Origin of the sequence: Lysinibacillus sp. OF-1, from assembly GCF_028356935.1 — a bacterium.
Classification (GTDB): domain Bacteria; phylum Bacillota; class Bacilli; order Bacillales_A; family Planococcaceae; genus Lysinibacillus; species Lysinibacillus fusiformis_D.
On record NZ_CP102798.1, the window covers coordinates 330239 to 355065 of the forward strand.

At 36.1% G+C, this 24827-nt stretch carries 28 protein-coding genes, 1 pseudogene and 1 other annotated feature; of the genes and pseudogenes, 18 read left to right on the forward strand and 11 right to left on the reverse strand.

From position 1 onward, the window contains the following. Positions 1 to 29: 29 nt before the first annotated feature. Positions 30 to 1262, reverse strand: coding sequence for an MFS transporter (locus NV349_RS01570; RefSeq protein WP_271912149.1), 1233 nt, complete (start codon positions 1260 to 1262; stop codon positions 30 to 32). A 66-nt stretch (positions 1263 to 1328) separates the two neighbouring features. Further along, positions 1329 to 1593, reverse strand: a binding site (T-box leader). 316 nt (positions 1594 to 1909) lie between these two features. On the opposite strand from NV349_RS01570, the gene NV349_RS01575 reads away from it, so the two are divergent. Beyond that, positions 1910 to 2878 carry a quinone oxidoreductase family protein gene (locus NV349_RS01575; RefSeq protein ID WP_271912151.1) on the forward strand — a complete coding sequence of 323 codons (969 nt, stop codon included), beginning with the start codon at positions 1910 to 1912 and terminating at the stop codon, positions 2876 to 2878. Between the two features lie 49 nt (positions 2879 to 2927). Here the strand turns inward: NV349_RS01575 and NV349_RS01580 are convergent, their stop codons facing one another. Together NV349_RS01580 and pdxR are read right to left on the reverse strand one after the other, a co-directional pair. Continuing rightward, complete coding sequence (locus NV349_RS01580; protein ID WP_036117986.1) at positions 2928 to 3734, reverse strand: EcsC family protein; 807 nt, start codon at positions 3732 to 3734, stop codon at positions 2928 to 2930. A gap of 144 nt (positions 3735 to 3878) precedes the next feature. Further along, complete coding sequence (gene pdxR, locus NV349_RS01585) at positions 3879 to 5243, reverse strand: MocR-like pyridoxine biosynthesis transcription factor PdxR (RefSeq protein WP_101966968.1); 1365 nt, start codon at positions 5241 to 5243, stop codon at positions 3879 to 3881. A gap of 96 nt (positions 5244 to 5339) precedes the next feature. Here pdxR and NV349_RS01590 point away from each other — a divergent pair, with 96 nt between their 5' ends. Continuing rightward, positions 5340 to 5930, forward strand: a complete 591-nt coding sequence (locus tag NV349_RS01590; protein ID WP_036117982.1) for a GNAT family N-acetyltransferase — start codon at positions 5340 to 5342, stop codon at positions 5928 to 5930. Between the two features lie 107 nt (positions 5931 to 6037). Next, the gene (gene ldmS, locus NV349_RS01595) at positions 6038 to 7189 is read left to right on the forward strand and encodes an L-aspartate--L-methionine ligase LdmS (RefSeq protein WP_089933104.1); all 1152 of its coding nucleotides are present in this window, start codon (positions 6038 to 6040) and stop codon (positions 7187 to 7189) included. A 16-nt stretch (positions 7190 to 7205) separates the two neighbouring features. Here ldmS and NV349_RS01600 read toward each other — a convergent pair whose 3' ends face one another. The 4 genes from NV349_RS01600 to NV349_RS01615 form a co-directional block, all read right to left on the reverse strand. Then, complete coding sequence (locus NV349_RS01600; RefSeq protein WP_036117973.1) at positions 7206 to 7913, reverse strand: ABC transporter permease; 708 nt, start codon at positions 7911 to 7913, stop codon at positions 7206 to 7208. Then, positions 7910 to 8758 (reverse strand): ABC transporter ATP-binding protein, encoded by an 849-nt coding sequence (locus tag NV349_RS01605; protein ID WP_036117970.1) that lies wholly within the window; start codon positions 8756 to 8758, stop codon positions 7910 to 7912. Before NV349_RS01605 ends, NV349_RS01600 begins: the two co-directional genes overlap by 4 nt. A gap of 146 nt (positions 8759 to 8904) precedes the next feature. Next, positions 8905 to 9861: a LytTR family transcriptional regulator DNA-binding domain-containing protein gene (locus tag NV349_RS01610; RefSeq protein ID WP_036117963.1), complete on the reverse strand. Its 957-nt coding sequence runs from the start codon at positions 9859 to 9861 to the stop codon at positions 8905 to 8907. Positions 9862 to 9863: 2 nt separating this feature from the next. Then, positions 9864 to 10451 (reverse strand): dienelactone hydrolase family protein, encoded by a 588-nt coding sequence (locus NV349_RS01615; RefSeq protein ID WP_036117961.1) that lies wholly within the window; start codon positions 10449 to 10451, stop codon positions 9864 to 9866. Positions 10452 to 10694: 243 nt separating this feature from the next. On the opposite strand from NV349_RS01615, the gene NV349_RS01620 reads away from it, so the two are divergent. The 5 genes from NV349_RS01620 to NV349_RS01640 all read left to right on the forward strand — a co-directional run bounded on the left by NV349_RS01620 (position 10695) and on the right by NV349_RS01640 (position 16306). After that, the gene (locus tag NV349_RS01620; RefSeq protein WP_271912155.1) at positions 10695 to 11696 is read left to right on the forward strand and encodes an iron-siderophore ABC transporter substrate-binding protein; all 1002 of its coding nucleotides are present in this window, start codon (positions 10695 to 10697) and stop codon (positions 11694 to 11696) included. Positions 11697 to 11947: 251 nt separating this feature from the next. Continuing rightward, entirely contained in the window at positions 11948 to 12997 is a 1050-nt protein-coding gene (locus NV349_RS01625; protein ID WP_036117955.1) for an NAD(P)/FAD-dependent oxidoreductase, read from the forward strand. Between the two features lie 80 nt (positions 12998 to 13077). Then, positions 13078 to 13890 carry an AraC family transcriptional regulator gene (locus tag NV349_RS01630; RefSeq protein WP_036117951.1) on the forward strand — a complete coding sequence of 271 codons (813 nt, stop codon included), beginning with the start codon at positions 13078 to 13080 and terminating at the stop codon, positions 13888 to 13890. 104 nt (positions 13891 to 13994) lie between these two features. After that, entirely contained in the window at positions 13995 to 15509 is a 1515-nt protein-coding gene (locus tag NV349_RS01635) for a DEAD/DEAH box helicase (RefSeq protein WP_058843977.1), read from the forward strand. Between the two features lie 17 nt (positions 15510 to 15526). Next, positions 15527 to 16306: a YqhG family protein gene (locus NV349_RS01640; RefSeq protein WP_036117946.1), complete on the forward strand. Its 780-nt coding sequence runs from the start codon at positions 15527 to 15529 to the stop codon at positions 16304 to 16306. Positions 16307 to 16346: 40 nt separating this feature from the next. On the opposite strand, the gene NV349_RS01645 is transcribed toward NV349_RS01640, so the two are convergent. Both NV349_RS01645 and NV349_RS01650 read right to left on the reverse strand, forming a co-directional pair. Continuing rightward, on the reverse strand, positions 16347 to 16667 hold the full coding sequence (locus NV349_RS01645; RefSeq protein WP_271912159.1) for an ArsR/SmtB family transcription factor: 321 nt from the start codon (positions 16665 to 16667) through the stop codon (positions 16347 to 16349). Further along, positions 16667 to 17089 (reverse strand): SRPBCC family protein, encoded by a 423-nt coding sequence (locus NV349_RS01650; protein ID WP_036117940.1) that lies wholly within the window; start codon positions 17087 to 17089, stop codon positions 16667 to 16669. Before NV349_RS01650 ends, NV349_RS01645 begins: the two co-directional genes overlap by 1 nt. A gap of 228 nt (positions 17090 to 17317) precedes the next feature. Here NV349_RS01650 and NV349_RS01655 point away from each other — a divergent pair, with 228 nt between their 5' ends. After that, positions 17318 to 17956 (forward strand): LysE family translocator, encoded by a 639-nt coding sequence (locus NV349_RS01655; RefSeq protein WP_089933101.1) that lies wholly within the window; start codon positions 17318 to 17320, stop codon positions 17954 to 17956. A gap of 87 nt (positions 17957 to 18043) precedes the next feature. Here the strand turns inward: NV349_RS01655 and NV349_RS23180 are convergent. Continuing rightward, a pseudogene (locus NV349_RS23180) lies at positions 18044 to 18175 on the reverse strand (IS3 family transposase); the annotation flags it as partial. A gap of 179 nt (positions 18176 to 18354) precedes the next feature. Here NV349_RS23180 and NV349_RS01660 point away from each other — a divergent pair. The 5 genes from NV349_RS01660 to ytxJ all read left to right on the forward strand — a co-directional run bounded on the left by NV349_RS01660 (position 18355) and on the right by ytxJ (position 21614). Continuing rightward, the gene (locus tag NV349_RS01660) at positions 18355 to 19263 is read left to right on the forward strand and encodes a LysR family transcriptional regulator (protein WP_101966965.1); all 909 of its coding nucleotides are present in this window, start codon (positions 18355 to 18357) and stop codon (positions 19261 to 19263) included. Between the two features lie 83 nt (positions 19264 to 19346). Beyond that, positions 19347 to 20054: a CoA transferase subunit A gene (locus NV349_RS01665; RefSeq protein ID WP_058843972.1), complete on the forward strand. Its 708-nt coding sequence runs from the start codon at positions 19347 to 19349 to the stop codon at positions 20052 to 20054. Then, the gene (locus NV349_RS01670; RefSeq protein WP_058843971.1) at positions 20054 to 20689 is read left to right on the forward strand and encodes a 3-oxoacid CoA-transferase subunit B; all 636 of its coding nucleotides are present in this window, start codon (positions 20054 to 20056) and stop codon (positions 20687 to 20689) included. The genes NV349_RS01665 and NV349_RS01670 overlap by 1 nt, the downstream gene beginning before the upstream one ends. Positions 20690 to 20761: 72 nt before the next feature. Beyond that, complete coding sequence (locus NV349_RS01675) at positions 20762 to 21175, forward strand: VOC family protein (protein ID WP_058843970.1); 414 nt, start codon at positions 20762 to 20764, stop codon at positions 21173 to 21175. A gap of 100 nt (positions 21176 to 21275) precedes the next feature. Next, a complete protein-coding gene (ytxJ, locus tag NV349_RS01680) occupies positions 21276 to 21614 on the forward strand; it encodes a bacillithiol system redox-active protein YtxJ (protein ID WP_036117923.1) in 339 nt (112 codons plus the stop codon). Between the two features lie 39 nt (positions 21615 to 21653). Here the strand turns inward: ytxJ and NV349_RS01685 are convergent, their stop codons facing one another. Continuing rightward, a complete protein-coding gene (locus tag NV349_RS01685) occupies positions 21654 to 22112 on the reverse strand; it encodes a hypothetical protein (protein WP_058843969.1) in 459 nt (152 codons plus the stop codon). 311 nt (positions 22113 to 22423) lie between these two features. Here NV349_RS01685 and NV349_RS01690 point away from each other — a divergent pair, with 311 nt between their 5' ends. The 4 genes from NV349_RS01690 to NV349_RS01705 all read left to right on the forward strand — a co-directional run bounded on the left by NV349_RS01690 (position 22424) and on the right by NV349_RS01705 (position 24580). After that, entirely contained in the window at positions 22424 to 22588 is a 165-nt protein-coding gene (locus NV349_RS01690; protein WP_155273175.1) for a phage holin family protein, read from the forward strand. Between the two features lie 124 nt (positions 22589 to 22712). Further along, complete coding sequence (locus NV349_RS01695) at positions 22713 to 23039, forward strand: peptidoglycan recognition protein family protein (protein WP_051891571.1); 327 nt, start codon at positions 22713 to 22715, stop codon at positions 23037 to 23039. A gap of 156 nt (positions 23040 to 23195) precedes the next feature. Further along, positions 23196 to 23351, forward strand: coding sequence for a hypothetical protein (locus NV349_RS01700; RefSeq protein ID WP_170829845.1), 156 nt, complete (start codon positions 23196 to 23198; stop codon positions 23349 to 23351). A 410-nt stretch (positions 23352 to 23761) separates the two neighbouring features. Next, complete coding sequence (locus NV349_RS01705; RefSeq protein ID WP_036117894.1) at positions 23762 to 24580, forward strand: hypothetical protein; 819 nt, start codon at positions 23762 to 23764, stop codon at positions 24578 to 24580. The last annotated feature ends 247 nt before the right edge of the window (positions 24581 to 24827 follow it).

Here is a 24827-nt window from a genome sequence, read left to right on the forward strand (position 1 = left end):
TTTAAGGAAAAGACCTATTTTTATGTTCTTTAGTCATATTCATAGTAATGGGACTTAGAGGATTGTATATTTAAAAACAATAAAATAATAGCGACGATGATCATAACAAGGGAGGCACTCACGACGACAAATCGTATTGTGATTAGTTCAGCAGTAATGCCAAAAATGGCTGTTAAGAGAATGATGAAAAATGCGTCCAAGAATCCATAAATACTGCCTATTCGCCCCATGCTCTCAGATGGGATATTATTTTGATAAAAGGTATAGAATCCTGTATTTGCAAAGGCAGTCGCAAATGATAATAGAAAGCAGCCTAGAGCAGCAATAAGAAAAGTGAAGGATGAAGTAAACACCAAATAGCCTAATGCTGTTAGAAGAGATCCCATACCAATCAACCAGGCAGTGGACACTTTTTCAACAACCGCTGAATTGATGAATGAGCCAATTAATACACCTATTCCAGCAATACTAACTAAAATTCCATATTGTCCCTCTGATAAAGCAAGTATTTGAGTTGCAAAGGCAGCCTCTAAAGAATCAGTCGCTGTCATCAAGACGATGGTAGCACTAAACAATAAATAGACGCTCATTACATATATATTTTTTAAGCTAAAGCGTATGACCATTTGCCAATCATGAAATAGTACTTGGCAAAGGGATTTTTTTTCTATAGCATTATCAAACTTTAGTCGTTTAAAGGTTTCAACACTCGGCATGTTGAACGTTATACAGGCTGATAAAAATAAAGCAAAGGCATTTAAGTATATAGCCATATTGGGTGTTCCTAGTGTAAATAGAAAGCCGGCAATTGCTGGTCCAGTTAGAAAAGCCCCTGAGTCCAGCAAGCTACGTAATGAGTTAAAACGTTTCCTTTGTGCTATAGGAATTAATTTAGTGATGTAGGTCATCGAGGTTGGATGATACATAGAGCTAGCTACTGTAATGATAAAAACTAGCGTATACATCCACGCTAAGCTATAGAAGAGGGGAAGTATAACAATTAGTATAGATTGCACAAGATTTAAAGTAATCATTAAATGTTTCTTATTATAGCGATCGATAAGGCTTCCTGCCCAAAAATTAGTGAGCAAAGATGAGATTGCTCTTACAATATACAAGCCAGAGACAGCAAGAGCTGATTTTGTAAGATTTAATACAATAAGATTTAAGGCGATAAAATAAATCCATTCGCCAATACTGGAAACACCAATACTACATAATAGGATGGCAGGATAACGCCAGTTCTCTAAAGATTTCTTCATATCAATTCCTCCTTAAGCAAAGTCAAGATCTGCAAAATAAAAAATCCCACCCCCAAGACGATTAGTCTTAGGGACGAGATTGTGGAATTTATACTCACGTGGTGCCACCCTAGTTCACTACTATGTCACCATAATAGCCTTTTCAGTACGACATAATTACTTATGTTTATACTGTAACTCTATAACGGGAGTTCCCGTCGCACCATCATTCAAATAGAAGTCCAATGCGCTACTCCGAGACTTGTTTCAATAATTCGTTCTTGCTCGTTTTCAGCGACCCGAGCTCTCTGGGAAGAACAGCCTTATTTACTCTTCTCTTCAATGTATTTTTGCTAGTGTATCATATGTACATAATTTTGGTAAAGTGTGATCTGAAAATTTCGTCAATTCCTTTACTGATAATTTGTATGGTCAAGCAACAGTTGACGCAACTTTAAGTAAGTGATCGAGATTCTTCAAAATGGTAAGATCCAATGTCGTTAGTTGTACTATTTTTTCTGTGAATAGTGAGCCTTTGTTAATCGTCCTAATTGGCAAAACCACTTGTTGTTTTAGACTAGCATTATTGCTCCAGTCCATTGTCAGGAAGATTATCCATCCATTCTAAATTTAGTATATAATTTTTCTTAACAAGGAGGGAGAAATGAATGAAAGCTATTGTGATCCATGAGTTTGGTGAGGCAGAAGTTTTAAACTATATAGACTGTTCAGAGCCTACTTTGACTAAAGGCGAAGTCCTAATACGCACAACTTATACGAGTGTGAACTATGCAGATATTAAAAACCGCACAGGCAATAAAGCTAAAGCCAATTTCCCAATGATTCTTGGCTTAGATGTTGCAGGTGTTGTAGAAGAGGTCTTCGATGATAACAGTAACTTTCAAAAGGGCGACCAAGTCATCGCATTCCCTAAAAATGGAGCTTATGCAGAATTTGTTGTAGCTAAGGAACAGCTGGTTTTTAAAATTCCTAGTGATGTACCAATTGACAAGGTAGCAGATGTACCGACGGTTTCATTTTTGGCGTATATGCTAACACATCAAATAGCAGCTATTGGTCAGCATGATGCCGTCTTGATACATGCTGCTTCCGGTGGAGTAGGGACAATGCTCATCCAAATGGCAAAAAAGCTAGGGGCAAAGCAGATTATTGGGACTGTGAGTAATTTAGAGAAAGCTCCAATCGTGTATCAGCTTGGTGCAAATCATGTTCTCACATATGATCAATTCAGTACACAAGTGCATGAACTAACGGAGGGACATGGTGTTGATATTGTATTTGATTCGATAGCAGGTGCTATAACAGAGGAAAGTTTGAATTGTTTAGCGCCTTATGGCACTCTTGTACAATTCGGCAATAGTGGAGGTAGAGCTGGTAATATTAAAACATCAGATTTACATAGTAGCTGCCGTACTATAAAAGGCTTCAGCTTAGGCACGACTAGAGCTTCAAAGCCAGAAATGTTGCAACAGGTTGCACAGGCTATTTTTTCTTTAATAAAAGAAGATGGCTTTCAGGTCCCCATTGCTAAAATTTTTGCCTTAGAAGAAATGAAAAAGGCACATGAATTGATGGAAAGCCGCAAGCATCAAGGGAAAATTCTTATTAAAATATAAAAATACAAAAAGATGACACGTCAATAATAGTGCCATCTTTCCATTTCTATTAATGTTCTAATTCATTTAGTTTTTCATATATACGTCTTTTTCGGTAAAGCATCATGCCCGTTTCAGCGACATCCTGAATCATTCCTTTATTGGCATAGGCTCCAAAGACCATTCCAGCAATAGGAATCATTTGAAACAGCTTTTTCCAGCCAAGCTGATCTCGATAGGTGTAAAATACTTCCTGCCATCCTTGGAGCTGTGAAATCATATTATCAGAAGCCTTTTTCGAGCTATTCATAGTTGAAAGTTCCTGCAAAATGGCTTCTTTACCGACAATATCAGCAGAAGTAAATTGTAGACATTTCACTATGAAAACACGCTCCATCTTATCATTCGGATCATAGCCATGAATCATCGCTATTTCCTGTAATGTTTTTAAAGCAGTTCCTAAAATAACTGGAATATCAATAGCTAAAGTAAAAATGCCTCCGAAGCCAGTAGAGGCCCCTTGTACCGTAGCAAATTTTACACGTTCATTTTGTAATTTATCACTGAGAGCAATCATGTCCTCTAAAGGAATTTGCCCAATATCAGCAATCGTCAAAATATGCTGTGTAGAAGAATGGTTGCGGATTTTTTGAAGTATGGCTTGTTCATTAATTAAATATTTCCCGCCCGATTGAATATAATTGCCTAATTCATCAACTAATAAAGCAATTTTATTTTGAATAAAGGCAGGCGTCATTTTATCTAATATCTTAAAAGGTATTCTCCCTAATTTCTCCCAAAACCATAAATCCTTTTGATCCTTCTCCCACAATTGAATCTCTTGCAAATACTGTTCTAATTGCTCGCGTTTCTCCATTATTATCTAATCCCCTTATTTGTCCATATCATTTGAACTTGATTCAGCCAATGTTTATTTTCAGCGTGTCGTAATTGATATACGAAAAAATTTTTATAAGGTTTCGCTCTATTCAATGAAGATTTAGACAAACTAATGAATTCATCATGATTGCCAAACAGAAGCAAGGAGTGCAATGCCGTCATTAATTTGCTGAAGTGTCAGTCCACCATAGCCAATAATGACCTTCGCGTCAATCGTACCATTTTGATAGGAGGTAGAGCATGGATAGACTTGAATTCCTACCTCTTGAGCTAGCTGGATTGCTCTATTTTCGGCAAGATATGGAGGTAGCTTTATGACAAGATGGAGCCCAGATTTTTCACCGATCACTTGAAATTCATTTGAAAAATGTGTAGAGATGGCAGCCAGTAATGCCTGCTGTTTTTTACGATAAATCGTCCGCATTTTTGCCAAATGCTTATCGAATTGCCCTTGTGCAAGAAAATCTGCTAAAACAAGCTGGTCTACTTTGGAGACAACTGATTTTTGATCTTGATGAAAAGTCATAAACGGTATGACTAGGGATTTTGGTAGAATCATATAACTAATACGTAATGATGGAAGCAATGTTTTCGAGAATGTTCCGAAATAGATGACTCGTTGAAGCTGATCCATTTTTGCTAAAGAAGGGATTGGTAGCCCTTTATAACGATATTCAGAATCATAATCATCTTCTATAATAAGAGCCTCGTTCGAGTTAGCCCATTGTAACAATGCCGCTCTTCTTTCCATCGTCATAATCATGCCTAAAGGAAATTGATGAGCTGGTGTTGTGTATAACATGTGAATTGTTGTTGGAGGAAGTGTAACCCCTGAATTATCCACAGGAATCGCTTCTGTAGATAATCCACATTGCTGTAAAACGGCACGTACTCGTTTAAACCCTGGTTCCTCTAAGCCAACGCGAGTCGTGCCACCAAGAAAATGACAGAGAGCTTGAAGCTGGCTTTGTGTACCACTATAGACAAACACTTGTGATGCAGCACAAACAACCCCACGCGAACGTTCTACATAGCGAGCAATCTCTGTGCGTAAAGTTGCCTCTCCTTCCCAGGGGCTTGTTGATAAGTTGTTGCTATTAAAATGCTTTTTAATTAGCTTGTGCCAAACAGCATAAGGAAAAGCTTCGTTATCCACATGTCCATTCGTAAAGTCGAATTGAATGTCATTTGCGTTACTGATACTAGGAGTAAAAGCAGGTGGCTGTTCTTGCTGTAGCCAATCAAATTCAAAGGGAGCGATATAATAACCAGATCTTTCTTTGCTATAAATATAGCCTTCCGCAAGTAATTGTTCGTATGCTTCCTTGATGGTGTGCACGCTCACATCCAATGTTTGAGCAAGAGCTCGTTTAGAAGGCAGTTGCGTATGTGCGTGTATTTTTTTCGTTATAATAGCGTGTTTTATTTCTTCGTAGATGTGTATATATTTCGCTGAATCCCCTGTAAATGAAATGGAAAGCTCCACAAAAATGCCTCCTTTGGTATGGTCGGTTTTTTAGTAATTGGTTATATCTATCATATCAATTTTATCGTTAAATAAGTAAAAAAGGAGTGAGCTGTAATGGAATTTATTGCATTAGAAAATAATGTGGTTAAACTAAAGCCTTTAGAGTTAAACGATTTACCGGGAATAATAGAGGCTGGGCGTTATCCAGAAATTTGGTCACATATGTCCACAACGATCAAGAAAAAGGAGGATGTGAATAACTTTGTGGAAAACGCATTAATAACAAGAAGCGGAAAAACAGAATTCCCGTTTGTAATTGTGGATAAAAAATCAGGAGATATTATAGGTTCAACTAGGTTTATGGATATTGATGATAAGCATCAGCGACTAGAAATAGGCAATACATGGCTGACTCCTGCATACTGGCGTACAGCTATAAATACGAATTGTAAATATTTATTACTGCAATATTGTTTTGAACAGCTTCATTTAAAGCGAGTTCAAATAAAAACGGATCATGAAAATATTCGTTCTCAAAAGGCCATTGAGCGTATAGGTGCCACAAAGGAAGGAATATTGCGTAATCATATGATTCGCAAGGATGGAACAACGCGGCATACTGTGATGTATAGTATCACGATTGAAGAATGGTCAAAGGTAAAAAAACATTTAGAAGAGCTATTAGTGCAATTTGGTTATAATTAGGAATAAAATGGATTTTTTTTAATCTAGAAAACCACTTTTTCTTATAAAAAGTGTCAAAAAGTAATGGGAAGGGTAGAGTACTTAAAACTTGAAAGAGGGTAATCTACTTGAAACCAAAATATACTTTAAGACAAATTTATGGTGATAATGCTGTATATACGCCAAGAACGCCGTATAGTGATAATCCGTGGATGATGGACGAACCTCATAAGCTGGATGCTTTAACCTCTAGAGAAGTAGCTATTGCTGATATCCCCGTATTAGTACACCGAGCCACACAAACAGAAAAAGCCCAGGAGCTTCATCAATTAGCAGGGTTACCTTGGATGGAACAGCCGTATAGCTATGACACACAGGAAGAATATCTGGCACAGATCCAATCTTGGTGTGAGGAAGGGAAGACAATTGTTTGTCAGTATATACATGACTTAGAGCATATGGATCGTCAATGCTATTGGATGGATGCCGAAAAGTTTAATGAGCTGAATACAAAAGCATATATCGATCATTTAATTGATAGTAAATTCATTCCAAGTCGTTTAAATGTAGAAACCTATAGACTCTCTGATGCCATAAAAAATTGGCAGCCACCTGTTGTACTAAAGCCTGGAGATGATTCCCCAACATCGGGAGGATATGGTGTCATCATTTGCCATAATAAAGAAGAGCTGACAGAAGGTATACGCCAATTTCGAATGACTGGCACTGACAGTATCATTATTGAAGAACTTTTACAAACAAAGCACAATTATAGCTGTCAATTTATTTACTGTGAGGAGCTAGGGATTCAATACTTAGGAGCTTCACAGCAAATAACAGATGACAACGGCATTTATGAAGGAAATATCATAGTAGATAAAGTACCTGAAAAAGTAATTGAGGCAGGAAAACATATAATGAAGCGTGGTGTGGAGGAAGGTTTTGTTGGTGTGGCAGGCTTTGATTTAATTGTGACAGAGGCTGGTGATGTTCAAGCCATTGACTTAAATTTCCGTCAGAATGGTTCTACCTCTATGCTGATGTTTCATGATGCTTTAGGAAAGCCCATTAATAAATTTGCTTCCTATGCTGCACAAGATCCGCAACAGAATGATCACTTCTTTCAAACAATTAAGCAATGTATAGAACAGGAAGCATTATTTCCGTTATCTTTCTATGATGGGGATTACTTTGATGAGCCCGTTGCCTCTAGATTTGTCGGCATATGGTACGCTGAAACGCTAGATGAGATTGAAAAGCTAGAGAAGGAATTATTATAGTTAAAAAGAATGGTCATTAATCGACCATTCTTTTTTTATAGATAACTGCTGCGAAAAACCAAGAAACAAGTGTCCATACAATGATTGTCAACAGAGGAATGACCACATCTGGCATGGAATACGAACCTTCTAATGCCTCTGCTAAAAGTAATAATTGTGAGCTAGGCAACCATTCTGCTATTTTTAAGATTGGGTTGACAGAAGATAAAGCTAGAGCAAAAGGACCGAAAGAGAATATTAACATTACAGGCAACACAATGATGGATGCCTCCATAATGGATTTAGCAAATAAACCACATATTGTACCTAATGCAATATAAAACAAAGCTGAAAGTAATAATGCTATTACTATGATGAAAAGATTAGCAGGCTCATAGCCAACTAGAAAAATAGTCACAGCTTCAGCTAGAATTGTAATTATTAAAACAAACAAGCTTTTACCAATTAAAATATCACCAAGTGATGCTGGGGATAGCATGAGACTGCGAAGAGTGTTTTTTTCTTTTTCCTCTGCAATTAAGCAACATTGGACATATGTTGTTACTACAGCAAAGGCCATGTTGATTGGTAGAAAATATATACTAATACTATTGGAGCCTGATTGATTATATAAATAAGCCATTATTAGCGGCAGAAGCACCATCGTCGATACAGCATAGTTACGTGAAAATTCCTTATAATCCTTCACCAATATAGCTTGAATACGTGTCATTGAAAAATTCATACTAAATCACTCCCTGTTATTTGCATAAAAATATCACCCAATGTCGGCTCATTTGTATTAATTCTTGTAACTTCGTTGGAATGCATCCATTGATAAAGCTTCTCTGCATCTTGTGCACCGTTTTGTATAATCTCTTGCATGCCATTTTTGAGTTCAACTGTAATAGAATCAGAGCCAAATTCCTGTTTTAAATCCTTTGGTGCACCTATTGCTCGAATTTTTCCCTTATGAAGGAAGGCTACACGGTCACAAAGTATCTCTGCTTCGCTCATATCATGAGTGGTTAAAAAAATAGTTGTCCCCATATCATTTAATTTTCGTAAGCCATTATAAATATGCTGTGTATTGACAGGGTCTAAAGCAGAAGTAGGCTCATCTAAAAATAATAATTCAGGCTTATGCATAATAGCACGAGCAAGGGTAACACGTTGAATCATTCCTTTTGAAAGCTGACTGATCTTCTTTTTACGTTCCGCATATAAGTTTACAAAATCTAAAGCCTCTTTTACGGCAGAGTGGGATAGCTGATATAAGTTACTATAAAATAATAAATTTTCTTCAATAGATAGTCTTGTATACAAACCACTATTATCTGTTAAAATACCAAAACGTTTACGATTTTGACTTTGCTTCATTTCAGATGCTGGTTGCCCAAATAATAGGACATTACCAGCCGACTTATCTGTTTGTGCGGTTAATATTTTAATAGTAGTTGTTTTACCAGAACCACTTGGACCAAGAAAGCCGAATATTTCCCCCTTCTGAATTGTAAAAGAAACATCTTGCAATGCTGTTTCTTTATTAAATGTTTTTTTCAAGTGCTGCACATCAATCACTGTGTTCATGTGTAAACCTCCTGTTTGTTGTTGATGTCTACACTATAAGCAACAAACATAAGGTACACAGTATAAATCGGGTGAAAGGCGGAAAAATGATCCTCAGTGAAACAATATTAAAGGTGACAGGAGTCGTTTATTTCCTGGGAAATCTACTATATTCCGAGTATTTCCTTTAAATCTGCTAATTTATTTTTCGACAGTGGGACAACAGCCTTTTCAGTGCTATTGAGTGCTAGACTATAGCTGTTACGTGTCCATGTAATGATTTCACGAACCTTTTGCAGATTCACAATATAAGAACGATGGCTTCTAAAAAAGCCGAATGGTGTCAATTTTTGCTCTAGCTCATTGAGCGATAAAGTACATGGATATGCTTCTCCAGCCACATAGATAGAAACATCACCTTCAACACTTTCAATATAATCAATTTCGGGTGGATTAAATAAAATAATCTTATCATTTTTCTTTGTTGGGATTTTATCAATGCGAATTGGTGCAGATTCAATTTGCTGAGGTGATTGTTCTATTTCATCCTCCTTTACATCTAACGCATGCAAACCAGCTCCGTCTAATCTATGTATAGCTGTACTCATAATCATTAAATCTTCTAGATTGGTCGATAATAAAATGATGGTTTTTTGCTGTTTTATTTGACTATTTAATAATTGTTGGATATTTTGTTTTGAAAATTCATCTATATTTTGAAAGGGCTCTTCTAAAATTTGAATAGGTGCTTGATGGAGATACGTATTCAATAACTTTAATCGCTGTTTTTCACTATGAGAAAGCCGACTAATTCTAGTGTTTTTTTGTTCAGTAAGGCTAAAGAGCTTTAATAGATTCTCCGTTTCGTTCGTTGGACGGTTAAAAAGTCTCAATAAAAACTGGATATATTCACGAGCAGTAAGTCGCTCATATAACGCACTTTCACGAAAATGAGTATATGTATCATGTCGGTTCATAAACCATCGCATTAATGTATGTATTTTTGAAATATCTGTATAGATGCCGATAATAGTGCCAGGTTGTAAAGAAAGCTGAAAGCTCGGATAAATAACATTGCCTGCTTCAATATAGGGTTCAACCTGAATATCAATATTTTGTTCCATGTTTATTCCTCCTGAAATTTTCTAGCTTGTAAAAAGCTTCGGATGTCATTGTGTGCCTGCAAGTAGCTCCTTTGGCAATAATTAGAGTTAGAGGCGTCCATAAAACCATGTAAACCCTGATATTGTTTGGTCTGAACATTCGGTATGCGACCAAGTGCATTCTTTAATATTTGCACATCAAAACTACTTTCATAGCTAGGTAAAACGACTAAAGTTGGACATGCAGGTAGGATATCGAAGTATTGGCGGATACGTGAACCATACACACAAATGACGCGGTGTAGGGGGAGTGTGGCTAATCGCCAAGCCAAAGTTGCACCTACGCTATAACCAATTAATACCACTTCATTATAATTTTGAGCTGCCGCCAGTATTTTTTGAGAAAGTAACTCTAGAGGGGCATCGAAGCCAACTGTCTGCATGTAAAATTCATATGCTTGCTTTTCTTGCTCATATGAAAAGGATAAACCATCTGAATAGAACGAAATACAGGAAACGGAAGTGTTTTCATCACTATATGTTTGGACTTGTTCTTTTATAAAATGATTAACTCCATATATTTCATGTAATATAAAAATTTTTCTCCTCATTATTGCCCTCTATTATCTTTTTTCCAATAGTGTATCAAAAAGTAAGTATAACGTATATTTAACGTTAAAATGAACAGTGATAACCTCGTTCAAAAAGTACAAAGCTGGACATTTTTACGTTTATGGATAAAAAAACACAAATTTGTTCATCGAGTATTATATGTACTCAAAAAATTGAATTTGCTATCATCTTTTTGATAATGATTCTCATTATTTTGCTAGAAAATTAAAGGAGGACATACAATGAAGAAGCCGTGGATAATGGTGCTGTTCACTTTGTTACTATCAGTCTTGCTAGTAGCATGTAATAATGCCGAAGAGAAGGTAGCGAATCAAACCCAAAAAGAAAAAGAGGAAATAAAGGAAGAACCGTCCATTTATCCTCTAACATATACAGACACTTTAGGGAAGGAAGTAATAATTGAGAAAGAGCCGAAACGTGTTATTTCTTTGATGCATGTATTATACCCAGATGTTCTATTAGCATTAGATACCAAGCCAATAGGTATAGCAAATGCTGATACTATGTTTAATTTATGGGAAGCCTATCAATCTTTTGTGGAAGAACAAACATTTACTGATATTGGGGATGTTAGAAGCCCAAGTCTTGAAAAAATACTAGAACTAAAACCAGATTTAATTTTGGCTGCTTCAGGTGTTCATGATCAGCTATATGACCAATTGTCAGCCATAGCACCTGTTGTGTATTTAAATCAAAGAGCGATGTCTACTGATCAAGAGTTAGCTGTAACGGAAATTTCAAAGGTATTGGGGAAAGAGCAACAAGGAAAGGCACTGCTAGAAGAAGTAAGCAAAAAAATCACAGATGGCCGAGAAGCTTTGAAGAATTTTACAGCCAAAGGAGAAACTGTAGTCTTTACATCCGTAAATACGAAAGAAGAGTTTTGGATATATGGGAAAAATATTGCGCCAACGAATCCTGAACATGGTTTAGGAATTAAAGTTCCACAAAATTACCCAGAAGATATGACAAAGGAAGTAAGTATGGAGGGGATGTCAGTCTTAAACCCAGATCATCTATTTATTTTCCTTGATAAAAGTGGAATTACCATGAGTGAAGAGGAATTTTTAAAATCCTATGAAGAAAGCGCGGTATGGAAGAACATCAATGCAGTTAAAAATAAAAATATTTATATAGTCGATCGTTCTTTATTTGCACAGGATGCACCAATTGCAACTATGTATGGAATTGATATAGTAGTAGATTTGTTAAAAGATAAATAAATATGATTAAAATGAAATAGTATGCCTAGTGCATACTATTTCTTTAAGAATATTAAAAAATGGTGACAGGATATGTATTATTATTATGTTTTGTAATAATTTTATTTGATAATGATTATCATTATCGTATAATGGAATTAAGGAGGAAGTTCAAAGTAGTTTAGACAATTAGAAATACACAGTAGGGCTGTCATGCAATGTTAGTCCAATTGTTGAGATAGGTAATGACAAATTGAAAGGTGTGTTAAGTATTGTTAGAACAAGAATTGTATGATGTAACAATCATTGGTGGTGGGCCCGCAGGTCTATATTCTAGTTTTTACTGTGGTTTACGAGAAATGAAAACGAAGCTAATTGAATCACAACCACAGCTAGGCGGTAAAATTCATGTTTACCCAGAGAAAATGATTTGGGATGTTGGGGGTGTAACGCCTATTTCAGGGGGACAACTAATTAAGCAATTAGTTGAGCAAGCCTTAACGTTTAACCCTTCTATTTATACAGATGAAAAAGTGCTGTCCATTGCCAAAAATGAAGATGGCATTTTTATGATCACTGCGGAGTCAGGAAACATTCATTATTCCAAAACGGTTATTGTCGCTATTGGCGGAGGTATCCTGAATCCTCAAAAAATTGAAATTGAAGGCGCTGAACGCTTTGAAGTTTCTAATTTAAATTACACAATTAAATCCTATGAAAAATTTAAGAATAAGGCAGTTATTATTTCCGGTGGTGGTAACACTGCTGTAGACTGGGCATTAGAGTTAATGGAAGTAGCTTCCAAAGTCTATTTAACATATCGAAAAGATACATTGTCTGCACATGAGGCTCAAATTACAGAGCTTACAAATAGTTCTATTGAATGCCATTTCAATTCTGAAATTACGAAACTGATTGCAGACGATCAAGCAGGAATGATTAAAGCGATTTCTTTAACTAATCATGAAACAGGCACTGTAACAGAGATTCCTATTGACGAAGTGGTCATCAGTCATGGATATGTACGTGATAAGGAGCTATTAGATAATAGTCCGTTAGCCATTGACCGTAAAAATGATTATTTTATAGCTGGTTCGATTAATAGTGAATCGTCCATTCCGGGCCTTTATGCAGCAGGTGATATTCTTCACCATGATGGTAAAATCCATTTAATTGCAGCTGCCTTCCACGATGCACTCCATGCAGTAAATAGTGCGAAGAAATATATTCAACCTGATGCTTCTGAGGGCGGTATCGTTTCCTCACATAATGATATTTTCAAACAACGTAATCGCAAGCTACTACAGGAAAGTTTAAAATAATCGATTTTAGGAGCACTGATGCATTGTTGGTGTTCCTTTCTTTTTGTCTTAATACTATGAAGTGAAGGAGAGCATTCAAAATGGATATACAAGAAATCATAGAATTCTACACAACTGCTCCATTAACATTTTTGGATGTGATTACGGAGAAGATTTCCTCCGAAACGGTCGTTACGAATTACAAGACGATGACGAATGCAGCTGGTTTAATATTTCCTATCAATGGAGTAGCAGATGTTAAAATTGAAGGCAAAAATTACCGATTAGAAAAAGGACAGATTATCCATGCGGGTCCAAACTTATCTATCCAACGAACAATTACAAGCGATACTAAATTCGAGTATGCTGTCATTCATTTTCAACTATCAGACGGAGAAAATTCAAAGTTTCCACTCTACAATCGTCATTTTGCCTTACAGGTAGGAGAGCAGCTAAAATTAATGAATTTGTTGCAGCAATTAATACAAAATTATGTCATGGGTAGTCATTTATCATTTCTTCAATCGAAAGCTCTTTTTTTTAATATTTTAGAAGAAATCATTTTAGTCATTAAAATGAGGGATTATCAATATAAAAAAGAAAATATAACGTTAATTACGGAGTATATGCAAGAAAACTATACAAAGAATATGACTGTTATGGATATCGCGAATCATTTTAAAATGGAAAGAAGGAAACTGTCCTATCTATTTGAGAAAAAAATGGGTGTTAGCCCGAATGTTTATCTTACTGTTTTGCGTATTCAAAAATCTAAAGTATTATTGAGAACTTCTCATTTATCTGTTAAAGATATTGCGGAAAAAGTGGGTTACACAGATTACTTTTATTTTAGCCGTGTATTTAAAAAAATAACAGGTTTATCGCCTAGCCAATTTCGTAAACATATAAACTAACAAACACCTAGTGAAAAATAACTTTCATTAGGTGTTTTTCATCTAAAAGGAACATATCTTTTCCTTTTTTGGACAACCTAAGCTAGAAAAAATAACATGAGGTGATGATCATGAAAATAGAAAGGTCGTCCGAGTGGGAAGAAGGCTTTAGCAATCGATTAAATCATCTTGAACAATGGCAGAGCTGGACATTATATAAGATGAACTATGATATTGTGAAAAGGAAATTAATCCCTGATTTTACGGGATTACAAGCAACTAAGTATTTACCGCACTTAAAACCATTAGTACACCAGTTAGAAGCGGCTGAAACAGTTATTGAGCGCATGAATGGAAAAGCGATTTTAGCCGATGAAGTAGGTCTTGGTAAAACGATTGAAGCGGGCTTAATTTTAAAGGAATACCTTATTCGAGGCCTTGTTAAAAGGGCATTAATTTTAGCACCTGCTTCTCTCATTAATCAGTGGATTGAAGAGTTAAATTTAAAATTTCATATACCGGCCATCGCCTATAAGAAAAATTGTCCAATAGAGCGCTACGATGTCCTCATTATGAGTATGGATACGGCTAAAAAAAGTCCCCATAAAGAGCGCATTTATGAGCAGGATTACGACATGATTATTATTGATGAGGCACATAAATTAAAGAATAATAAAACACAAATTTATGAGTTCGTACAAGGGTTAAAGAAAAAGTTTTGCTTATTATTAACAGCCACACCTATTCAGAACGATGTGTTCGAACTGTATTATTTAATTTCCTTATTAAAGCCAGGGCATTTAGGGAATTACGATACATTCCAGTCAGCCTTCTCTGCTAGTAAGCATCATTTAGAACATGATGATTATTTAAAAGAATTGGTCAATCAGGTAATGGTGAGAAATCGGCGAGAAGATACAGGGATTGAATGGACAAATCGCTGTGTTCAAATTGTACCGATTACATTTACGGAGGCAGAGAGGGAAGTTTACGATTTGCTTGGAGCCCTTGAAAATACAGGTTCCTTTTCATTAATTACTTTACAAAAGGAAATGTGTAGTAGCAAGGAAGCCACAGCATTAACACTAACGAATATGCTAGATGATCATGTGCAGCCACAAGAACTTGAAGCGATTTTAGCAAAGCTTATGGCCTTAGAAGTAAATTCAAAGGCGGAGAAAACGCTAGAAATCGTAAAACAAGCAGATGACAAGGTTATTATTTTTACAGAGTATCGGGCTACTCAAGTTTATTTACAATGGTATTTGCATACTAATGGCATAACGAGTGTCCTGTTTAATGGGAAGTTCAATAAAAGCAAACGAGATTATATGAAGCATCTCTTTAAAGAGAGAGCACAGGTACTCATCGCAACTGAGGCAGGAGGCGAAGGAATCAACCTTCAATTTTGTCATCATGTCATCAACTATGATCTACCATGGAATCCAATGAAGCTAGAGCAACGTATTGGTCGTGTCCATCGTTTGGGACAGGAGCATGACGTCCATATTTATAATCTTGCGATTGAAAATACCATTGAAGAAAAAATATTGGAGTTACTTCATACAAAAATTGATGTGTTCGAGAAAGTGGTTGGCGATTTAGATGCGATTTTAACAAACTTTAAAGAATCTGTATGAGGTAAGGAGGGGCAACCATGTATCCGCAACAAGTCCATCACTATTTAAAAGAATTTTTTAACGAGAATGACTGCGCTATTTTAGGTGAAGAGGATCATTATTTAACAGTTCAACTAACGGTGGATATTGATAAAAGGATTATGAATAGGCCATTTTATTGGCAGTATATTGAAGCGACTAATAGTGAGCCAAACCCAGCTCAAGTAACCTTCATAACAAATCAAACGTCAATAGCTGGTAACTTATTTGGAGAGGCCATTCATTACGGCTCACCACGTTTAAATCAGCTATTTGTAGCAACAAAAGAATTAGGAGCCTATGTTCAACTGTTTGAAAAGGTGGATAGTGCAATGGGTCAGGTCATCCTAACACCTTGGTTAGGTGTTAACTTTAAAGTTTCTTATTGCTGTGATCGCACAAAAGAAATGCTTTATTCATTTGGTATCAATTTATTGACAGGTGTGGTAAAGGAAGATTTTCATGAAACGATTTGTACCTCAGAATTCGACATGGAGCCCGCAGATAATGTATTTCATGTGCAATATATTATTAAGCCACTTCGAGCACTGGAACGACTACATGCAGCAGTTGAAGCCATCATTGAACAAGATGATCATTCATGGGCAATTGAAGCACAGAAACGTTGGCAACGAGATCAACGAGTCTTAGATTATTTTTATGAGGATGTGGAGGATAAACCTGAATGCTATGAAATTGAACGCAAAGCATTAGAGGAGCAATACGAATCTAAAATTAAAATTGAAATCATTAATGGGGGGGTATTTTATCTCTTTTAAATGTGGAGCTGTCCAGTATAAAGACAGCTCCTTTTTTGCTTTAATCCTCTTCAACCATTCTTTGAAGCTGCACCAATTTATTGTCCCAAAATAAATGGAAGTACTGAAGCCAATCTTCAATTTCCTGCAAACGCTCACTATGCAAAGTATAGATTTTTTCTCGACCCTTTTTTTCAGCAGAAATGAGCTCAGCCTGCTCTAATATTTTTAAATGCTTTACGACAGCAGTTCGACTAATAGCAAAGTGCTCAGAAATATTGGAAATAGGTCTATCACTTGCGGCAAGTATCTGTAAAATATTCCTTCTTGTGGGATCAGCAATGGCTTGAAAAACATCATATTTTACGGCTGATTGAGTCATTAGGATTCGGCAATCTCTTTTAATTTATGCTGAATAAGTATTGTCCAGCCGTCATCCATTTTTGTCCGAATAGCTTCAGCAGCAGTATTCGCTTTAGGAATAATATGAGAAGCTTCCTTCCAGCCACCATGCGTTAACGTAAATTCTGTTTGATCGCCAACCTCTTTTAGCTCAAAAGTGACGAACCATCCATCTTGATCCCAGGCAAAACGTAAATAATATGGTGCTTCGACACGTTCTACTTTACAGGGTGAAGGACCAAACGGTGATTGAATAGTGAATTCATGTCCTTCGATTGGTTGAAAATCATTTGGCATAAACCATGAAGCAATTTTTTCAGCGGTTGCGACTGTCTCCCACACTTTTTCAATAGGGGCATTCAAAGTAATCGTTTTGACAATATCCTGTAATTTTTCAGTCATGTATAGTTACTCCTTTATTGTTTGATGAAATGACACTGATGGTACGAGCCTGCTCAAACCAAAAGCGTTTGCAGAGTTGAGTGACATATAACCATAAGGTGTTATGAATATATAACACCTTATGGTTATATGTCAATGGAAAAAGATGATATTATTTTCTATCTTTCAGTAGGTCATCGCTTATGTTAAAATTATTTATAATTTTCTGACATAGAAAGGAGATGTACTATGGTTAACATATCCGTGTTCTTAATTATGTGCATTTTGCTCATTATTTTACCTGGTCCTGATACAGCGATTGCAACTAAGAATACCTTGACTGTAAGTAGAAAGGGAGGATTACAGACAATCTTAGGATCTTGTTGTGGTTTATTAATTCACACATGTGCTGCTGTAATTGGTCTTTCTGCTATTATTGTGAAATCTGCCTATGTATTTGCTGCTTTAAAGTACATTGGTGCAGTTTATTTATGTTATTTAGGTATCAAAACATTATGGACACTACGGACAATTCGCACACAATCACCTGTAGTGCAAGATGCTGCAAATATGGATCACAAATATTCGCAGCAGTCCTGCTTTAAACAAGGGTTTCTTACAAATGTGACAAATCCAAAGGTCGCTGTATTTTTCCTAACGTTTCTACCTCAATTTGTAGACGGTACGAGCGGGACATTTTTTCCATTTTTAATAATGGGTCTTATTTATACAGCATTAACAATGTTATGGTTTGTCTTCTATGTGTATCTATTAGATCGAATTAGCGCCTTTATGAAAAAGCCATCGACGAAGGCAATAATTGAAGGCGTAACGGGTGCTGTATTAATTGGATTCGGTATTAAACTGGCATTAGAAAAAGCCCATTAAATGGGTAGTGACTCCTTAAAAATAGAGTTTTAGTTATGTAGCTAATCGGCTGGCATAAGTTCGGTATTTTACCAGGCTCATGTCTGCCTATTTTTGCTTAATTCGATCGTTATTATAGTAATCGATATATTCCTCTATTTTCTTCTTTAACGCTTCATAGGAAATTAATTCTTCTCCCTATTACATTTCTTGTTTGAGTAAGCCAAAAAAGTTCTTCATGTGATAGTGATACGTTGCTTCTGGAATATCGACTTGTTTAAAGATGTCTTTTAATCGGAACCCTTCTTCTTTGGGTTCTTTATCCAGTAAAGGATTAAACGAATTGAAGGAGAATTTATTACTAAAAGGAATTCTATATATCATTTCATAATAAATATGAATAAATGAGGAAGATGTTTATGGAATTACGGGATTTAAAAGCATTTATGGCTGTGGTTGAACAGGGAAGTTTTACAAAGGCTGCAAATGTGTCCTTTGTATCTCAGCCATCACTAAGCAAAAGTATCAAGAAATTAGAAGAAACATTACAAGTTGAATTGTTGAACAGGTCTACTCGCAAAGTAGAGCTAACAGACGCAGGGAGTATTGTCTTTCAACAGGGACAAAAAATATTGCACGGTGTTCAAGAGTTGCATATTTTATTGGATGATTTATTGAATATTAAAACAGGCGCTATCAAATTAGGGATTCCACCTCTAATTGGCACATTATTTTTTCCTGACATCGCCAGGAAATTTCATCAACTATACCCAGAGGTGCATTTAGAGCTTGTCGAACGAGGCGCTAAAATGGTAGAAATGCTAGTTGAAAATGGCGATGTTGATATGGGCATTGTTGTATTACCAGCAGATGAAAGGAAATTTTCCGTTCAGCCATTTGTAGAGGATCAATTTTTTGTATTTATGAATGAATCCCATCCATTGGCAAAAGAGGATTCTATAGCTTTGAAGGATTTAAAAAACGAAACGTTTATTATCTTTGCAGAGGAGTTCACGCTCCATGACTATATTATTAAATCATGTAAAAGCGTAGGCTTTACACCGATAGTCGGCTATAAAAGTTCACAATGGGATTTGATTTTGGAATTAGTATCCTCCAATCTGGGCGTTACACTATTACCCTTCTCAATTGCCGCGAAGCAAACAAATGCCAATGTGAGAACGATCCCATTACATCAATTTCATATGCCATGGCGTTTAGGGATTATTACGAAGAAAAACACGTATCAATCTTATGCGTTAAAGCAGTTACTCAAAACGATTGGGAGAAATACTGAAAATGGATTTATTCCAATAAGGAATAAATAGTATTCAAATTAATTCCTTTACTTGTAAAATAGCAATGATGTAGAATTTTTCTTAATAAGCGAGCAATTATAGGGGGTTTCGAGATGGGGAATGGGAAAGTATGGAGTTCGTTTGAGGAAGCTGTTGCGGATATTAGAGATGGAGACACATTAGCTGTAGGAGGATTTGGGCTCTGTGGTATACCAGAAAAATCGATTGCAGCGTTAGTACAGCAGGGCACAAAGGATTTAACGGTTGTCAGTAATAACTGCGGTGTAGATGATTGGGGTTTAGGTCTACTCTTAGCGAATAAGCAGATAAAAAAAATGGTGGCTTCCTATGTAGGAGAAAATAAAATTTTTGAACAACAATTTTTAAGTGGCGAGCTAGAAGTGGAATTATCGCCTCAGGGAACACTTGCGGAGCGACTACGTGCAGGTGGCGCAGGAATTCCAGGATTTTATACTGCGACAGGTGTTGGAACGCCAATTGCGGAAGGAAAAGAAGTAAAGGTTTTTGATGGGAAGGAATTTATTCTGGAAGAAGGCATTGTGGCTGATTTTGCCCTTGTCAAAGCATGGAAAGCAGATAAGCAAGGAAATTTAGTCTACAGAAAAACATCACGTAATTTTAATCCATTGGCTGCTATGGCAGGGAAAATTACGATTGCTGAGGTTGAAGAAATTGTGGAAGTGGGCGAGCTAGATCCAGATCACATTCACACACCAGGTGTTTTTGTACAACGTGTATTGGTAGGTGAAAATTATGAGAAGCGTATCGAGCGTTTAACGGTGAAAAAGGGGGAAGCGTAATGGATACAAGACAAAAAATGGTTAACAGAGCAGTAAAGGAAATAGCAAATGGGATGAATGTTAATCTAGGTATAGGCATCCCAACACTTGTTGCCAATGTGATTCCAGCCGATTATGACGTGCTGTTACAATCTGAAAATGGCCTTCTCGGTATTGGACCTTATCCAGTAGAGGAAGCCGTTGACCCTGATTTAATTAATGCGGGGAAGGAAACGGTCACTGCAGTTCCAGGAGCATCCTTCTTTGACAGTGCAGAATCATTTGCAATGATTCGAGGCGGTCATATTGACCTTGCCATTTTAGGTGGCATGGAGGTATCTGAAACAGGAGACCTTGCAAACTGGATGATTCCAGGGAAAATGGTAAAGGGAATGGGTGGCGCTATGGACCTTGTTGTAGGAGCTAAAAGAGTGATCGTCGTAATGGAGCATGTAAATAAAAACGGTGAATCTAAAATTAAAAAGCAATGTGAGCTCCCCTTAACAGGTAAAGGAGTAGTACATCGCTTAATTACAGACTTAGCTGTTTTTGATTTTACTAAAGATGGCATGCAACTAATAGAGTTAGCAAAAGGTGTTACTTTAGAGGAAGTAAAAGAGAAGACTGCTGCTTCGTTTAGCGTTGCTTTAGCATAATAACTTCAGACCTAGGACTGTTTCCAGCATTATTGTCTCATTCTACAATAGTTTAAAAAGGGAGGCATAACGATGGAACAACAATGGACAAATGAATTAGCAGTTGCACAGGTTAGAGTAGCAAGACCAACAGATCAATTACAAGAAATAGAGCGTTTTTACTGTGAAGGAGTCGGCTTAAAGAAAATAGGCTCTTTTACGGCACACCGTGGCTATGATGGAATTATGATTGGTCTCCCGAATGTAGGCTATCACCTAGAATTTACAGCGCATGTTGATGGAAGTCCTTGTCCAGCACCAACTAGGGACAACCTTTTAGTACTTTATATTCCAAATAGTGAAACCATTCGTCATATTACCGAACGTCTCGAACTTATGGGATATCCCGAAGTGGAGCCTGAAAATCCTTATTGGGCAGAGCAAGGGATAACTATTGAAGACCCAGACGGCTGGCGTCTTGTATTAATGAATACAGCGGGCATCTAACTAAAGAATCCAAAGCACGAGCTATACATATAGTCTCGTGTTTTTTTATGATGATAAATACCCATTGTGGTATATAATGATTTATAAAGGAGGTTATGCTATGCAACGAATAAAGACATTGGATAATTGGAGCGAGGTGTTAGAGCAATCAAAGCACATGCCATGTCTTGTATTAAAAATTAGCATGACATGTATGAGCAGTATTGCAGCTATAAAGGAATATAAAGCACTCATAACAAAATTGCCGAAGTATCTTGTGATTGTCCAAATGGATAGAGTGGTTTCTAATGCTATTGCAGGTGATCTTCAGGTGAAGCATGAATCACCACAGCTATTAATATTGCAGGATGGGAAGGGAATTTGGCAAGCAACGCATGACAAGATAAAACAACCTCTTTTAGTAGAGGCTATAAAGCAGTATGTAAAAACAACAACTTAAAAAAGATACCTCACAATAGGTTGTGGGGTATCTTAATGGTTAATCCTCTAAAGCCTCATCTTCGTGAAAGTTCGTAGCGCTAGATTCTATATCCACCTGTAGATAATTTGCCCAGTCTATTTTATGATAATCCTCTTCACTAAAATAAATATTCAAGACCTCTGTCATTGTTTTATCACCATCAGGCTCAGTGAGTGGAGCATACCAAGTAATAGCAGGTGTCTTCACACTTTTTAGCTTGGATAATTCAGCAAAAATTTTAGTGGAATCCTTCAACATTTGACTTTTTGATCCCTCTGTCACATCTGTATCCTGAATGGAAATTGTGACAACACCATCTTTAGATTCCTCTACAGAGAATTCATTTTTCACAATCGCACCTACTATATCTTCAACGGTCGTGTTTTGATCGACGGCTACTTCCTTTGGATCCGCACTTTTTCCACAGGCTGCTAAAAGTAGTGAAGTGAATACAAGTAAATAAATTATTTTTTTCAATATCCTAACCTCCCTTGTTACTCCATATATGCGCAAAATGGGAGGGAATTATACAGGCTATGGAAAGGTTGTACAGACTTTTTAAATTAGGAGGGGAACTAGTCGTATTATATAAAGAAGAAACGTTCCATATTATGTAAAAGGTTATGGCGTTTTCTATAATGAAATTTGTAAAGTGGAAAGTATATTAAAAAAGCAAAGAACTTTAACTCCACAAATAAAAAAAGATGATGTTAATAATAGAAAAAGACCCTTTGGCAAGGCGAGAGGTTGATTTCCGTTCCGCCAGCGTCCTTTCCAGGGGAAGCCCGATGAGTCGCTTCGCTCGGGTCGTTAATCAAAACTTAAACAGTCATACAGGCTTTAACGGAATCATACGAAAGATTTATTATTTAATGCTGGTCGGGTCAATTTACTTATTGCCCGTTGTGATTCCTAGCATTGAGTACGCAGGGGATGAGGCAGCCAATGCCTGACTTTATCAAAAACATTTTGGCAATCGTGAAGGATAAAACAGGAGAGGATGAGGTTAAATGAGTTACTTATTTCAAACAAACTCTTTTACCTTCAAACAAGTATTCACTAAAGGCACCTTTCATCATGGCACCACAATTTATTACAGTACATAGTACAGCCAATGATGGACCAGCTACTAATAAAATTTCGTACATGATTGGAAATAACAATTATGTATCATATCACGTTGCTCTAGATGATAAAGAGGTTATTCAAGCAATTCCTTTCAACCGTAACACTTGGCATTGTGGAGATGGCGGAGGCAGTAGTGATCCTAACGCTTTAAAGAAAGGCAACCGTCTTTCTATTAGCATCGAAATTTGTTACAGCAAAAGTGGTGGTGTACGTTATGGAGTTGCGGAGGAAAACGCTGTTCAATACATTGCAAAGCTTTTAAAGCAATACGATTAGAGCATTGAACGAGTGAAGAAACACCAGGACTGGAATGGCAAATATTGCCCTCACCGTATACTAGCGGAAGATCGTTGGGGTAGTTTCTTGAAAAGAATTGAAGAATCAATGAAACCAAAAGAATCCGATTAACCAACTGAAAAGGATTATGACACAATGAAATTCACAAATGAGACAACTAAAACTGCAGTCCGGGATTACCTCAAAAAAGCAGTAGATAAAAAGCTTATTGATAAGTCACACCTAGACAAATTTGATACTGGTACGTTGACAGGTGGCGATTTTGAAGGAATAAAAATTACAGCGGAATAGTAAATAAGAGAAAAGAGGGGCACTGAAAAATAAAAACTACATCAAGTGCCCTCATAAAAAAACTATTAATTAATTTCCTATAGCTACGGTATAGCTGATACTCCATATAATTAAAATAAACATTATTGTCATAACACTTGCTTCGACATTTGTATCATTCTGTCCCTTTATTAATTTCTTTATTAATTTTATAAAATAGAAACAAAATAAAAACCCATATACTGGCATAAGAAAAAAGCAGCTGAAAGAAAAGAATGCCTCCATTATCTAAACCTCCCTATCTATGTATTATTATAATAAACTAATATACTTCTGAAAAAACTAGTACTTTTTATTCAAATTTAAAATATTTATCCAAAAATGATAAAATATGTATATAATTAAAATTGTAAAAAATAGGGAGCATGGAAATGAAGAAAAATAGTATTTTAATGTTTTTAGGTGTCATTTTTGCACTAACTTTGGGATTCAATCATCAAGTTGAAGCTGCAGAAGGTGAATCATCTTTAACGGATGCTGAAAAGGATTATTTATATGGCTTGAATTTTAGTAAGGTAGAAGTTGAGAATATGCCATATGAAGAACTAAAGTTCTTAGTTGATAGTGAAGCTGAAATATTAACAAGTTTTGAAGAGATTTATAGTTTTGATGAAGTAACAAGCGATCCATCAGAAGTTACAACTTTTGGTGATATTCCGAGTGCAGATATGAGTTTTAAAGGTAATGTGTTAAAGCTGAATAATAGTACTGTTTCGGGTTACAATGCATTTTATGCACACGCAAACTTCAGATGGTTAAATAAACCGATTTTTGCTTTGACAGATAAAATAGCTATTGGTTTCCCATCAAGTCTTGGTGTTTATATACCAGCTCAATCAGGAAAACTTCAAGGTTTTAACTCAACATATTCTTTATACAATACTTCAACAGGAGGAACTACGTTAATGTCAAGTAGTACTACACCATCAACGTGGGACCCATCTTTAGGAGTAGCAGGTTCGTTTGATCTTAGTGGAACTTTAAATAAATTCCAAACACATGAAGGCACTATTGCTCAAACATTCTATATTAAGTCTTCATCTTCAGGTAAAGCAACAGTTAAGTTCGAATATGGTCATAAGAAATTTACAGGTACAATAGGTATCTCAGTACTTCCTATTGGAGTAAGTATTACACCTAATCAATCAAATGTCGATATAAGAAGTTATGCTGCTAGCTTTAGTTATTAATTAAAATTAATTGAAATTTATCTTACGAAAAAGACCAGGCGCTCAATTGAGTACCTGGTCTTTTTTAGATGTAAGTGAAAATAAATGATGTACTTATTACGTATCCAATGCTAATACAGTTTATTTTGATGTTACCTCTTATGAAAGTATTAACACAATATATTACTAAAGATAAAAATTGCCCAAACCAAAATATGAATAAAACACTAAACCAAATACCAGTTAACATTATAATCCACCTCCTTTA